The sequence below is a fragment of the Priestia sp. FSL P4-0332 genome (assembly GCF_038005845.1).
Lineage (GTDB): Bacteria > Bacillota > Bacilli > Bacillales > Bacillaceae_H > Priestia.
Window position 1 is genome coordinate 1,549,776 of sequence record NZ_JBBOUA010000001.1, and the last position, 13,032, is coordinate 1,562,807.

A 13,032-nucleotide genomic window follows, 5' to 3' on the forward strand; every position below is an offset into this window, starting at 1 on the left:
TTCTAATTTGTATTATAGTAATTCCTCTTTTACAATATAGTGTGTAAGGCGGAAACAGAAAATACTATCTTTATTTACAGGAGGACGTTACTATGTCTAAACATATATTAATGGTCGTAACAACGGCTGACAAAATGAAAGAAAATCATCCAACAGGCCTTTGGCTTTCAGAATTTGGTGAAGCGTACGTAGAGTTCGAAAAAGCTGGATTTACGATTACGGTAGCAAGTCCTCTAGGAGGAAAAGCGCCGGTGGATGCTCGCAGCCTTGAAGGGGAGACTTCTCAAGAAATCTTAAATACAGCTAAGCATCTAGAGAATACCCTAAAACTTGATACAATTACAGACAGTGCTAAATTCGATGCTGTTTTCTTACCAGGCGGTCACGGCACAATGTTTGATCTGCCAGATAATCAAACGCTCCATGATTTAATTCGTGAACTATACGAAGGAGACAAAGTAGTAGCCGCTGTATGCCACGGACCCGCAGGCTTAGTAGGTGTTACATTATCAGATGAAAAGCCGTTGGTCGAAGGAAAAGATGTCGCTGCGTTTACAGATGATGAAGAACGTGAAACAACATTGGACCGCTTCATGCCGTTTCTTTTGGAAACACGTCTGCGTGAACTTGGGGCAAATGTAGTAACTGCTCCAAACTGGACAGATAATGTACAAGCAGATGGCAACCTAATAACAGGTCAAAATCCTCAGTCAACAATCAGTGTAGCAAAAGCAGTGGTAAAGCAATTATTGAAATAAGATGTAAAAAAGCCTGTAGGCTTATAGCCTACAGGCTTTTTTATCAACAGCATCAAGAAAGACCGCTGTAGATAACATGGATGTTTTGCTGTCTTGGACTAGAGAAATCAATCATCATACAAAAAATATGATGGTCAGTGTAATAAATACAAAAAGAGGGAAGCTTTTTATGGGAAATATTTTTTAAAGAAATGAGGAAAAACGATGTCAGAAATTATTATTAACGCCATTTTGAAAGCCAAGCCAGGAAAAGAAGAAGAGCTTCGATCAGAGTTAGTAAAAGTTATTGAACCATCAAGAGGAGAAAAAGGATGTATTCAATACACTCTCCACCAGGATACAGAAAAAGCAGGCACATTTGTTTTTTATGAGAAATGGGAAAGCAAAGAAGATGTTGAAGCTCACATTGAAACACCTCACTATCAACAATACAGACAGCAAACAGAACCGTTAATTGAAAGCAGAGTGGTACATCGTTTACAAGAAGTACGTTAATACAAAAGAGGGGAAAACAAAAGTGTTTTAGTTGAAGGAAGATCCGAACGAGGAACCGAGATTCTTGACGTAGAATCAAACTCGTTGGGATTTTTTTGTGGTTATGGTGAATATAGGTTCCATTTAGTGAGACCACGCATAAGGGTAAGCGATGAGGAGACTCATCGACCGCCCGCGGAAAGCGAAGGCTTGCACGGAAATCAACAGGGGTATAACAAATAATCCATACTAGCTCCTTTAGCCCAATTGTTCATCTTTAGATGGGATTGATTTCGTTATGACTCAATCTCTGTTTGTTATAAAGAACTAAAAAGCTTCAGGGGGAAAATAATTTCAGCTGCGAAAAGCGGATTGGAAAAGGGATAAGGCAGTGAAAGAAACAAAAAATAATAGAAGCGGTGTTTGAGAAGCAGACAGGCGGGTAGATAAAAACTAGATGACATAGTTCAACAATTAACAAACTAAAAGTAACAAACTAAAAGGAGAGATCAAATCAATGCGTACAAATTTAAAACACTTCATTAACGGAGAATGGATTGAATCAACAGGAAACGAAACGTCAGATGTGATCAATCCTGCTACTGAAAAATCAATTGGTAAAATTAGTTTAGGTACAAAAGAAGATCTAGATAAAGCCGTGGCAGCAGCTAAAGCAGCTCTTCCCACATTTTCAAGAACAACAAAAGAAGAGCGAATTAAAATGCTTCGCAATATTGCAAAAGGATATGAAAAGCGTAAACAGGAGCTTATTGAAGTTATGACTGAAGAGCTTGGCGCTCCTTTAAAGATTTCAGAAGAAGTTCACTATGAAATGGGACTTAGCCACTTTAAAGAAGCAGCTAATGCACTTGAAGATTACACATTTGAAAAAGATCATGGAAGCTACAAGGTCGTGAAGGAGTCTATTGGAGTAAGCGGACTTATTACCCCATGGAACTTCCCAACAAATCAGACGTCTACTAAAATTGCAGGAGCTATCGCAGCAGGAAGCCCAATGGTATTAAAACCATCAGAACTTACACCGTATGCAGCGATGATATTAGCAGAGATCATTGATGAAGCTGGTGTACCAAAAGGTGCCTTTAACCTTGTAAACGGAACGGGAAGCACAATCGGTGACGGTATTAGTTCTCACCCGGACATTGATTTTGTATCATTTACAGGATCAGGTGCTGTAGGCGAAAAAATTATGCAAAATGCGGCTAAAACAATCAAAAAAGTAGCGCTTGAGCTAGGCGGGAAATCACCGCTAGTTGTATTAGAGGATGCGGATGTAGAAGAAGCGGCTAAAATAGCAGTTTCACACATTGCAATGAATACAGGGCAAGTATGTACGGCAGCAACGCGCATTATCATTCCTGCCTCTATGAAAGAAAAATTTGAAGAAGCAGTGAAGAAGGTTCTACCATCATTCCCAGTTGGTGATCCATTAAATAAAGACAACGTAACTGGACCGCTCGTAGCGGAAAAACAGTGGGATCGCGTACAGGATTATATTAAAAAAGGAATGGACGAAGGTGCAAAACTTCTTACTGGCGGAACGGGCAAACCAGACGGCTTAGAGACAGGATACTTTGTTAAACCCACAGTCTTTACCGACGTTTCAAATGATATGGTTATTGCACAAGAAGAAATCTTTGGACCTGTAACAACTATTATTACGTATAATGATCTAGAGCAAGCTCTTGAAATTGCAAATGATACAATTTATGGACTTGCAGGCTATGCGGTCGGAAAAGACCAAGAAACACTTGACTATGTTGCTAAAAATATTAGAGCTGGTCAAATCATCGTCAACGATGCCGAGCAAGACAGAGCTGCACCATTCGGTGGATTTAAGCAATCTGGTATTGGACGCGAGTGGGGAGCATTTGGTATCGAAGAATACCTAGAGCCAAAAGCGATCATGGGCGTTAAAGTTCCGGCAAAAGTATAATTGGTGTAAAAAAAGAAAGGAGTTTTTCTCCTTTCTTTTTTTATGGATACATAAAAGAAAGCCAGTTAAAGAAAGAATAACGAAAGCAAAGGTGGATAGCATAAACGTGTATCACGTATACGAAGTGACACGTTAAAGGAGGGAATTATAAATTGAATAGAGAGATGCACGGAAGTTCATCAACGGAAAGTTTCATTCCTATGAGCTCTATAGCCAGTGGAAAAGGAGTCGAAGTGGCGCCGGATATCTACAGCTACACTACACAGATTGTTAACGTATGTTTTATAGGAAATCCAGACAAAGAAAATAGTTTTGTACTTGTGGATGCGGGAATGCCTAATTCGGCTTCTATGATTATCAAAGAGGCAGAAGAAAGGTTTGGAAAAGAAAAAAAACCAAAAGCAATTATTCTTACACATGCACATTTTGATCATATTGGATCTATTATTGAATTAGTGGAGAAGTGGAACATACCGGTATATGCACATCCACTTGAACTTCCATATGTGACGGGTAAAAAAAATTATCCTACACCAGATGGTACAGTGGAAGGCGGGCTCGTGGCAAAGCTTTCTCCATTATTTCCAACGGAAGCCATTGATTTAGGCTCTCACGTGCAAGCTTTACCAGCCGACGGCTCCGTACCTCATATGCCGGAATGGGAATGGATTCACACCCCTGGTCATTCTCCAGGACATATTTCTCTTTTTAGAAAGCAGGATCTGGCGCTTATCGCAGGAGATGCTTTTGTTACCACTAAGCAAGAATATTTACTGGATGTACTAGAGCAAGAATTGGAAATTAGTGGACCTCCTCGTTATTTAACTACGGACTGGGCATCTGCCAAAAGATCAGTTGAAGTGCTTCAGTCACTTTATCCATCTGTGGCGGTGACCGGACATGGAAAACCAGTTTCCGGAGAATGGCTTTCAACTAATTTATTGAAGCTTACGAAGAATTTCGATGAAATTGCTCGTCCTGATTACGGAAAGTATGTATAAGGCTAAAGAAAAAATGATACTCTTTACGCAGCTCTTAAAAGCTGCAGGTGAAGATCAAAAGCTCTACGAACTCAGTGAGTTCGTAGAGCTTTTTTAGTTTTTCGTATAAAAGTAAAAAAAGTTATAACTACCCTTATTAAAAATTTTGCTGAATAGCCTGCTGGGCTTCGCGTAAATGTCTTAAGTGTTCTTCCATTCGTCTTAATTCTTTATCACCAGACGCCGCTTCTTTTTGTTCATTAATTTGCTGCTGAACCATATTCAAATGCATTTGAGCTTTTTGAAAATTGGCTGCATCCAAATTCATCTGTCCTTGATAAACAGCCTGTTCAGCTAATTGTAATGCTTCTTTAATATGAGTGTATGAATTCATGCTTCTCATCCTTCTGTATAGTATTTACAGTTAACATGCGCTGGTTTTTCGCAGGTATACAAACGGATTTAGAAATAAAATAAAAATTACGTAGTACAAGCTAAGCAGGCTGCATACATTTATCATAGTTCAATTTATAAAACCTCAGAAGCAGGGAGGGATGCATGTGGGAGCTTTTTTCAGCTATATGTTATTAGGGCTATCGTTAGCCGCACCAATCGGTCCAATTAACGCCGCTCAGCTTGATAAAGGAATCAAAAATGGTTTTTTACATGCTTGGTTCTTAGGGATAGGAGCAACATCGGTTGACGCTCTTTATATGCTTGTGGTTTATTTTGGGTCCGTTCATTTTTTAAGCAGCGATTTTATGAAAACGTTTCTTTTTTCGTTTGGGTGCTTTGTATTAATTTATACAGGTGTTGAGGGGCTAATGGGCGCAGGGAGGATTACACAGCATAGAAAAACAAACGGTGATTCTGTGTTAAAGTGTTTTTTCTCAGGTTTTTTGCTGTCATTAACGAATCCGCTTACAATTCTCTTTTGGCTTGGCATTTATGGCTCTGTTTTAGCAAAAACAGCTAATACATATGAAACCGAACAGCTTATCTTATATAGCTGCGCTATTTTTACGGGAATTCTGTCTTGGGATATTGCGATGGCAGCTTTAGCAAGCACGTTTCGACGATACTTAGCTGCGACGTTTTTAACTGCCGTGTCCGTTGTATCGGGGTTATCTTTAATAGGGTTTGGCCTGTATTTCGGCTGGCAAGCCGCACAGCAATTAGGCTAAAAGAAGTGCTAAATCTAAAGTGTTTTCAGTACGTTGAAAAATAATAGAAAAGGTGCTTCTTTTACGCATAAATTTTTCAAACTATCACACACTACATCGAAGTGTGAGGAGTGATAGAGTGAAAAAGAAAATAGGCTGCGGAAGTCAAGTTGAAGGGAAATTAAAATGGTGGCAGCTGTCTTTAATCGGAGTAGGATGCATAATCGGTACAGGCTATTTTTTAGGATCAAGTATTGCAATAAAAGCAGCCGGCCCCGCTGTATTAATCGCCTTTTTATTAGCGGCAGTGTGTACATTTATTGTGTTTGATGCGCTTGCTAAAATGAGTGCTCAAGATCCTCAAAAAGGTTCTTTTCGTTCCTATGCTAAAAAGGCTTATGGAAGATGGGCAGGATTTAGCAGCGGATGGGTGTACTGGAGTTCAGAGATGCTGATCATGGGGAGTCAGCTCACTGCTTTATCTCTTTTTACACGTTTTTGGTTTGACGGTATTCCACTTTGGGTCTTTGCCTCTATTTATGCTGTTTTAGGCATTGCTGTTGTATTAATCGGAACAAAAGGCTTTGAGCGAATGGAAAATGTATTTGCTGTCACAAAAGTGGCTGCCATTTTAATGTTTATTGTATTAGCTAGTCTCGCTTTATTTGGATTTCTTGATCAAGGTGCCAAACAAGGAGTGCCGCGAACGATAAGTGAAGTATTTCCTCATGGATTTTTAGGTTTATGGGGCGCTTTGCTTTATGCCTTTTATGCTTTCGGCGGCATCGAAGTTATGGGGATCATGACGGTTCGTTTAGAAAAAAAAGAAGACGCACCGAAAGCGGGAAGAAGTATGCTTATTCTCCTTGGAATTATTTATATCGCTTCACTGAGTTTAGCTATTTTAATTGTGCCATTTCATGATTTTCATGGAAATCAAAGTCCATTTATAACGGCTTTAGAAACATACCATCTTCCATTTTTTCCTCATGTTTTTAATGGAGCAATGATTGTTGCTGGGTTTTCAACAATGTCGGCGTCTTTCTTTTCTGTAACAACAATGATTGTCACTCTTTCAGAAGATGGAGATGCTCCTGCATTATTTTCAAAGCAAAAAAAGAAAAAGCTGCAATTTCCTTTACCGGCTTTACTTTTAACAACAGCGGGATTAGTTGTTTCTATTGTTCTTTCCTTGCTATTGCCCGGGAAAATTTATGAGTACATTACAACAGCAGCGGGACTGATGCTGATTTATAACTGGTTCTTTATTTTAATTTCTTTTCATCGCCTAATGGAACAAACCGTTTGGGATAAAGTAAAACAAGCTGTTGGTCTCTTATTAATCCTGCTAGCGGTAAGCGGTACGCTGTTAGAATCTGCAAGCAGGCCAGGTTTCTTTGCAAGCTTAGGCTTCTTAATTGTTATAAGCCTTGTTATTTTAAAACTGCGCCATAAGTGGAAAGAAGAAGAAGCCGCTAGCTAACATATATTTAATCTTTATGAGGGATACTATGCACGTTGTACAATTACAAAAATAAAAGGTGGTTATGATCATGCCAAAAAACAAGCAGACTCCTTCTTCACAAGTAGATCAAAAACAAGTAGTAGATGACAAAGCAAAAGCGCTACGAGAAAATAATTATGAAGATGGTCATATTCGCAAGATAACTCAAAGCGGGGCAGACGGCCAATAATAAAAAATAAAAAAAAGACGCGTTCGCGTCTTTTTTTGTTGAAGTGTACCCTTACCAACGATGAGCTTTTGCATTACTTCGCAGGATGATGTTCGTTTGAGACATCTCTGTATGTCCATTTACTTGGGACTTTGAACGCTTCGGTCTCGTCCAGTTGTGGCGGAATAGTTCTGAATGCTGATCTACGTGATTTTTATCATTCATCATAATCACCTCAAGGATAGGATACTTTCACAAGATATTTGCGGTGAAATATCTCTCTTATAGAATGGGATAAAAAAGAAGAAATACACCTAACACTTTTAACCATACATATAAAAGCAGTGCCTATTCATAAACTACAGAAGGCCACTTCTAACTTTAGGTTAAGCTTCGGATTTATAAAGCAAAAACTGCCTTAGTGGGGACTAAGGCAGTTTTTGCTGGAGGGATTAAACTTCAATAATGATGGGAAGAATCATAGGTCTTCTTTTCGTTTGGTTATATAAGAACTGTCCAAGGGTGGTCTTAATTTCTTTTTTCATAATATTCCATTGGTGAACGTGCGCTTTTTGTAATTGGTTTACGATTTTAGTCACTTGTCGATTAACGTCTTTTAATAGCTGCTCTGAGTCTCTTGTATAAACAAAACCTCGCGAAATTGTATCTGGACCAGACACAATTTTTCCTTCCGTTTTATTTAAAGTAATCACAATAACCAGCATGCCATCTTCCGAAAGTTGTTTACGGTCACGTAAAACCGCGTTTCCAACATCGCCAATGCCAAAACCGTCTACATATACATTGCCTGCAGGGATTTTTCTTGTTTGAACAGCTGTTCCGTCCTTGATGTCAACAATATCACCGTTATTTATAATAAAAATGTTCTCTTTTTCCACCCCGACGGATTCTGCTAATAAGCTGTGGTGATGAAGCATTCGAAACTCACCGTGAATCGGGATAAAATACTTCGGCTTCATCAATGTAGTCATTAGTTTTAGCTCTTCTTGATAGCCATGTCCTGATACGTGCATACCTGTTGCGCTTCCTGAACCGTAAATCACATGAGCCCCGAGTGTGAAAAGACTGTCGACAATACGAGAGATATTACGTTCATTGCCAGGAATAGGCCCTGCTGATAAAATGACCGTGTCTTCAGGAAGAATCTCTACTTGTCGGTGATTTCCACTGGCTAACCTAGATAAAGCGGCCATTGGCTCGCCTTGGCTTCCAGTGCAGAGAATAGCGACTTGCTCAGGCGCAAGTGAATGTACTTCATAAGGTTCAATTAGCATCCCTTCAGGAATGGTTAAATACCCTTTCTCTAAGGCAACTGATACAACGTTAACCATGCTTCTTCCAAGAAGCGCAAGCTTTCTATTCGTTTTAATCGCTGCATCTACAATTTGCTGTACGCGGTTAACATTGGAGGCGAAAGTAGAAATAATCACTTTTCGCTTTGCTTTACGAAAAGCTTCTTCTACATGTTTGCCAACTAGCTTTTCTGAAGGCGTAAATCCAGGGCGTTCAGCATTTGTGCTTTCTGATATTAAAGCCAGTACGCCTTCACTGCCGATTTTCGCCATTTTATGAAGATCTGGATATTGGTCGTTAACAGGAGTTAAATCAAACTTAAAATCTCCCGTATGCACAACAGCTCCTTCAGGGGTATGAAAGACAATGCCGAGACAATCTGGAATGCTGTGATTCGTTTTAAAAAAAGAAAGCGGAATATTGCCTAATGTAATTTCTGACTCTTCGTTGATTTCAATAAGCTCCGTCTCTGCAGATAATTGATGCTCCTGGAGTTTAATGTCAATTAATCCAAGGGTAAGGCTTGTTGCATAAATTGGAAGGTTCAACTGTTTTAAAAGATAAGGAATACCTCCAATATGGTCTTCATGACCATGAGTCACAACCAGTGCGCGAACTTTTTCTCGATTCTCTTGTAAGTATGTAATATCAGGTATGATCAAATCTATTCCTAATAAACTTTCATCAGGAAATTTAGACCCGCAGTCAATCACAATGATGTCATCGTCATATTGAACGGCATACATATTTTTTCCTATTTCATTAATGCCGCCTAAAGCAAAAATGGATAGTGTATTGCTATTTGTACTCACGCTTATTTCCTCCTATATTTTCAAAATAGACACATACAGTTTCTACTCTTAGTATGAGCAGTTATTTCTGGTGCATTCTGTTAAATATGGAGATTTTATTTTTATTTAATAGGAGGAATACAAGCAAAAAGAAAAGAAGGTCATTTTCCTAATACTACCTCTTATTTTCTTTTCATAACTCCATAAAATATAGACGTTACACATGGAGGTGGATGTAATGAGTAAACAAAATAAAAGCAAAAACCAAGGAATCAGCAGCAGTGCAGCTGCTGTCGATAATGTGAATAAAAGTATTTTATCAAACGATATTCATACAGATGAGCTTCAAAAAGCAAAAGTAAGCCGTCATAACAAATAAAAGAATGACAACCAAAAGAGCAGCTTTGAGCTGCTCTGAATAAAATAGAGATAGGGAAGTGAAAAACGTGTCCGAAAATAAAAATTATCATTATAAAGAAGAAAAGGTGTCAACTCCTAATCGTCCTCTTGAATATAAAGAACGCGCAAACGAATCAAAAAGTACACGTCAAATGCTGCGCAGTATTCTCGAATATTCAAGTCGTTATCGTTAACAAATTTTACATATAATCATGGGCATATTTAAAAGGGCTCGTCTCGACAAATATAAGGTATAAAGAACCTTTTTTGAAAAAATATATATTATTTACAATAAATTTAAAAAAATCATAAATGAACCTGCTATAATCCTCTTGAAAAGACAAGCTTTGCAAAAATTTGAGAGGAGCATTTTATATGCGAAAAAAATATACTCGCGTAGGTTATGCCGTTTTAACAATGTGTACAGCTTTATCTATCTCACTGCCTTTTACTACTCATTCAGCATCAGCAGAAAGCGCTGCTGACCCTGCACCAGAAATTAAAGCCTCTGTCGTAAATGAAAATAACGGTAAAAAAATCTTGTTTGATAATACCCATGGTCAAACTGCGGGTACAGCAGATTGGGTTATTGACGGAGGTTTTTCTGATTTTGGGAAAGGACTGGCTGGTAGCGGGTTTGATGTAAAAGAGCTGCGAAAATCTACGCCGATTACATACAGTGACCTCAGTGGCTATAGCGTGTTTGTTGTGCCAGAAGCGAATATTCCGTATAAATCTTCTGAACAAGCCGCCCTTTTACAATATGTTCAGAGCGGGGGAAGCGTCTTTTTTATTGCTGATCATTACAATGCAGACCGAAACAAAAACCGGTGGGACTCTTCAGAAGTTTTTAACGGATACCGTCGCGGAGCATGGACAAACCCCCAAAAAGGCATGACAACGGAAGAAGCAACCTCCGATGCAATGCAAAACGTAACAAGCTCTGACTGGTTAGCGAGTAACTTTGGTGTTCGCTTTCGCTATAATGCCATTGGTGATGTGACAGCCAATGATATTGTAGCTCCTTCTCAGGCATTCGGTATTACGCTAGGTGTTTCCACCGTTGCTATGCATGCAGGTTCTACGGTTGCTATTACGGACCCAAACAAAGCAAAAGGAATTGTGTATCTTCCTAAGACAACGACAAAATGGTCAAATGCTGTAGATCAAGGAGTGTATAATGGAGGAGGAAGAGCGGAGGGACCTTTTGCTGCTGTTTCAAAAGTAGGGACAGGTAAAGCTGCTTTTATAGGAGATTCTTCACCGGTTGAAGATGCTACACCAAAATATAAACGAGAAGATACAGGATCTTCTAAAACCACATATGACGGATTTAAGGAACAAGACGATTCTACACTGCTTGTAAATATGGTCAATTGGCTAGCGAAGAAAGAAAGCTATACGTCTTTGAATCAAGTATCAGGACTTCAATTAGATCAGGCTACAGCATTACTTTCGTCGGAAACGCCAAGTCAGTCCACTGAGCCTCAGCCAGAGCCATGGTCAGCACCTACATCAGGCTATAAATGGTACGATACGTCAACTTTTGCATCTGGTTCATATGGTTATAAAGGTGGAACCACACAGCCCCCAGCTGCTAGTGCTTACGTATTGGAACATCAAGCCATTTTACCAACGAGCGGCGTATTCCAAATACGCGTAAAGGTAAGCGGGCTTTCAGCTAACACTACGTACAGCACGTTTAATCTAGGTGCATATAACGGATCGGGAACTCAAATTGCTAAAGTTCAAAACGCAGATGGAAGCTGGCCTTCATCGTATGGATACAGCAGCAATTTTTCAATTACAACGGACGCAGCTGGAAATGGAGAAAAGGTTTTGAATGTCCAATTAAATCCAAGCGCAGCGGGGAGTGCCAATCTTCGCTTACGCCAAAGCGGTACGAATGCATATACAGAAGCTGTAACGGTAGGGAACGTAGCGGTTCAACCATTGCCTTAATAAGAGCGGAAGCAAGCACTTGTGCTTGCTTTTTTATTGTTGTATTCTCTATCTTTGAGCGTTAAAGAAGCGTCAGACGAGAGGCTTATCCATAAAGGAGAAATATGATATCTTAGAAGAAAGAAAGAAGTAAAAGGAGTCAGCTAATATGTCTAAATATAAAGAATTAGAGACGGGTTATCTAATGGATAAGATTAAAGAATACAAAGAATTAATTTGGAGAGTAGGGCCAGGAAGTGAAAGAACTATAGAAGCTGTTCAAGAGATTCAAGGAATGGAAAAAGAGTTAAAAGCACGCAATGCAGAATTTGAAACTACGGATTGGAAAGCTTTTACTCGGGAAATAAAAGAAAACTACGATTTTACTTATTAAGAAGACACATTCATAATAATGTGATAAGGAAAAATGTCTCCAAGTAGAAGGCTTTCTGCTTTCTACTTGGAAACGATAGAAATAGTATGAAGACGATTAAGAAAAATGATCTAGTATCAGTGAAGCAAGTAATCCAAGTGCAGCAATTAATCCCGTAATAGAACCTCCTTCTTCATAGGCCTCTGGCATCATTGTAGAACCTACCATAGCAATAATACCACCGCCGGCAAAAGCAGCAATAGCAGCCATAAGTGTCTCAGATGCATGGTCTAAAAAAACAAAGCCTGTCCATGAGCTAAAAGCTGAAATGAACAAAACAGCTGCCCATAGTAAAAAAATTTTCTTTTTAGAGAATCCGCTTTTCAATAGACCTGTCGTACTGGACAGTCCTTCAGGAATATTACTTATAAAAATAGCGATAACTAGAAGCCAGCTAACGGTTGCATTTTCAAGTAAGCTAGCCCCAATCATAATGGACTCTGGGATTGCATCCATTACGGTTCCTATAAATATAGCAATTCCAGAACTATTCGCAGCCATTTGTTTGGTAGACCTCTTTCTTTTATTCGCTCCTTGACGTGAAATTAGATAGTCTAAAAAAGTAAAAACGACAGCCCCGGCAAGAAAACCAAGGGAAGTAGCTTTTAAACCACCGTTATGAACCGAGTCTCCAAGCAGCTCATAGGTAGATGCTCCGATTAATACACCTGTCCCAAAAGCCATAATATAACCAATTATCTTTTTGCCGATAGGCAAAAAAACTGCTGCTAAAGCACCAAGAAGGACAGCTGATCCTGAAATTCCGCCCCACATCGCAGCTTGCCACATGAAAAATCCCTCCTCATCTCTATTTTCTATGGATACTTTCCCTAAGAAGAGAAAGAAAAAACGTAAAAGTAGAAGAAAGGAATTTTTTCGATTAAGTAGTGGTTTCATTTCGTTATCCTTAAGAAATAGAGTGTTCCGGCACCCTGCGTCTATATCTGTTTTTAATATTCATAAAATTTAAATTATACTGAAATAAAAAACTATTTCACTGAGATGACTGATTTAACAAAGGTAAATGGTTTACTTGAGTGTTTTTCTGAAAAAAACAATTGTATTTCTGAGGGAAATTCATTATCATAAAATAAGTAATTATACAGTCGAATAGCTAAAAATAGAAAAAATAGTTTAGTTGTAAAGGTG

The 13,032-nt window shown here is 38.9% G+C and carries 15 protein-coding genes; 11 read left to right on the forward strand and 4 right to left on the reverse strand.

The window, feature by feature from the left end:
• The first annotated feature begins 92 nt into the window (after positions 1-92).
• The 4 genes from MKY06_RS07850 (at position 93) to MKY06_RS07865 (ending at position 4,190) form a co-directional block, all read left to right on the forward strand.
• Positions 93-758 carry a type 1 glutamine amidotransferase domain-containing protein gene (locus tag MKY06_RS07850; protein ID WP_289912818.1) on the forward strand — a complete coding sequence of 222 codons (666 nt, stop codon included), beginning with the start codon at positions 93-95 and terminating at the stop codon, positions 756-758.
• Between the two features lie 204 nt (positions 759-962).
• On the forward strand, positions 963-1,253 hold the full coding sequence (locus MKY06_RS07855) for a putative quinol monooxygenase (protein ID WP_078081654.1): 291 nt from the start codon (positions 963-965) through the stop codon (positions 1,251-1,253).
• A 496-nt stretch (positions 1,254-1,749) separates the two neighbouring features.
• A complete protein-coding gene (locus MKY06_RS07860; RefSeq protein ID WP_013056271.1) occupies positions 1,750-3,189 on the forward strand; it encodes an aldehyde dehydrogenase family protein in 1,440 nt (479 codons plus the stop codon).
• A 152-nt stretch (positions 3,190-3,341) separates the two neighbouring features.
• Complete coding sequence (locus MKY06_RS07865) at positions 3,342-4,190, forward strand: MBL fold metallo-hydrolase (RefSeq protein ID WP_029324209.1); 849 nt, start codon at positions 3,342-3,344, stop codon at positions 4,188-4,190.
• Positions 4,191-4,326: 136 nt separating this feature from the next.
• On the opposite strand, the gene MKY06_RS07870 is transcribed toward MKY06_RS07865, so the two are convergent.
• Complete coding sequence (locus MKY06_RS07870) at positions 4,327-4,563, reverse strand: hypothetical protein (protein WP_013056274.1); 237 nt, start codon at positions 4,561-4,563, stop codon at positions 4,327-4,329.
• A gap of 166 nt (positions 4,564-4,729) precedes the next feature.
• Between MKY06_RS07870 and MKY06_RS07875 the strand changes: the two genes are divergently transcribed.
• The 3 genes from MKY06_RS07875 (at position 4,730) to MKY06_RS07885 (ending at position 7,026) form a co-directional block, all read left to right on the forward strand.
• Positions 4,730-5,353 carry a LysE family transporter gene (locus MKY06_RS07875; protein ID WP_029324211.1) on the forward strand — a complete coding sequence of 208 codons (624 nt, stop codon included), beginning with the start codon at positions 4,730-4,732 and terminating at the stop codon, positions 5,351-5,353.
• A gap of 118 nt (positions 5,354-5,471) precedes the next feature.
• On the forward strand, positions 5,472-6,815 hold the full coding sequence (locus MKY06_RS07880) for an amino acid permease (protein WP_057274637.1): 1,344 nt from the start codon (positions 5,472-5,474) through the stop codon (positions 6,813-6,815).
• 70 nt (positions 6,816-6,885) lie between these two features.
• On the forward strand, positions 6,886-7,026 hold the full coding sequence (locus MKY06_RS07885; RefSeq protein WP_013082476.1) for a hypothetical protein: 141 nt from the start codon (positions 6,886-6,888) through the stop codon (positions 7,024-7,026).
• 51 nt (positions 7,027-7,077) lie between these two features.
• Here MKY06_RS07885 and MKY06_RS07890 read toward each other — a convergent pair whose 3' ends face one another.
• Both MKY06_RS07890 and MKY06_RS07895 read right to left on the reverse strand, forming a co-directional pair.
• Positions 7,078-7,230 (reverse strand): YpzG family protein, encoded by a 153-nt coding sequence (locus MKY06_RS07890; RefSeq protein WP_014460817.1) that lies wholly within the window; start codon positions 7,228-7,230, stop codon positions 7,078-7,080.
• 227 nt (positions 7,231-7,457) lie between these two features.
• Positions 7,458-9,131 carry a ribonuclease J gene (locus tag MKY06_RS07895; RefSeq protein ID WP_064471502.1) on the reverse strand — a complete coding sequence of 558 codons (1,674 nt, stop codon included), beginning with the start codon at positions 9,129-9,131 and terminating at the stop codon, positions 7,458-7,460.
• Positions 9,132-9,348: 217 nt separating this feature from the next.
• Between MKY06_RS07895 and MKY06_RS07900 the strand changes: the two genes are divergently transcribed.
• The 4 genes from MKY06_RS07900 (at position 9,349) to MKY06_RS07915 (ending at position 11,844) form a co-directional block, all read left to right on the forward strand.
• Positions 9,349-9,489: a hypothetical protein gene (locus MKY06_RS07900; protein ID WP_170960130.1), complete on the forward strand. Its 141-nt coding sequence runs from the start codon at positions 9,349-9,351 to the stop codon at positions 9,487-9,489.
• A 67-nt stretch (positions 9,490-9,556) separates the two neighbouring features.
• Positions 9,557-9,703, forward strand: a complete 147-nt coding sequence (locus MKY06_RS07905; protein ID WP_156622810.1) for a hypothetical protein — start codon at positions 9,557-9,559, stop codon at positions 9,701-9,703.
• 181 nt (positions 9,704-9,884) lie between these two features.
• Entirely contained in the window at positions 9,885-11,471 is a 1,587-nt protein-coding gene (locus MKY06_RS07910; protein ID WP_064471503.1) for a hypothetical protein, read from the forward strand.
• 148 nt (positions 11,472-11,619) lie between these two features.
• Positions 11,620-11,844, forward strand: a complete 225-nt coding sequence (locus tag MKY06_RS07915) for a hypothetical protein (protein ID WP_064471504.1) — start codon at positions 11,620-11,622, stop codon at positions 11,842-11,844.
• 96 nt (positions 11,845-11,940) lie between these two features.
• Here the strand turns inward: MKY06_RS07915 and MKY06_RS07920 are convergent, their stop codons facing one another.
• The gene (locus MKY06_RS07920; RefSeq protein ID WP_064471505.1) at positions 11,941-12,672 is read right to left on the reverse strand and encodes a ZIP family metal transporter; all 732 of its coding nucleotides are present in this window, start codon (positions 12,670-12,672) and stop codon (positions 11,941-11,943) included.
• Between the last annotated feature and the right edge of the window lie 360 nt (positions 12,673-13,032).

Excerpts from the sequence above, each read along its gene's own strand:
- MKY06_RS07910 (WP_064471503.1), top strand. The coding sequence starts at position 9,885 with ATGCGAAAAAAATATACTCGCGTAGGTTATGCCGTTTTAACAATGTGT.
- MKY06_RS07890 (WP_014460817.1), bottom strand. The coding sequence starts at position 7,230 with ATGAATGATAAAAATCACGTAGATCAGCATTCAGAACTATTCCGCCAC.
- MKY06_RS07870 (WP_013056274.1), bottom strand. The coding sequence starts at position 4,563 with ATGAATTCATACACTCATATTAAAGAAGCATTACAATTAGCTGAACAG.
- MKY06_RS07885 (WP_013082476.1), top strand. The coding sequence starts at position 6,886 with ATGCCAAAAAACAAGCAGACTCCTTCTTCACAAGTAGATCAAAAACAA.
- MKY06_RS07920 (WP_064471505.1), bottom strand. The coding sequence starts at position 12,672 with ATGTGGCAAGCTGCGATGTGGGGCGGAATTTCAGGATCAGCTGTCCTT.
- MKY06_RS07915 (WP_064471504.1), top strand. The coding sequence starts at position 11,620 with ATGTCTAAATATAAAGAATTAGAGACGGGTTATCTAATGGATAAGATT.
- MKY06_RS07855 (WP_078081654.1), top strand. The coding sequence starts at position 963 with ATGTCAGAAATTATTATTAACGCCATTTTGAAAGCCAAGCCAGGAAAA.
- MKY06_RS07850 (WP_289912818.1), top strand. The coding sequence starts at position 93 with ATGTCTAAACATATATTAATGGTCGTAACAACGGCTGACAAAATGAAA.
- MKY06_RS07860 (WP_013056271.1), top strand. The coding sequence starts at position 1,750 with ATGCGTACAAATTTAAAACACTTCATTAACGGAGAATGGATTGAATCA.
- MKY06_RS07900 (WP_170960130.1), top strand. The coding sequence starts at position 9,349 with ATGAGTAAACAAAATAAAAGCAAAAACCAAGGAATCAGCAGCAGTGCA.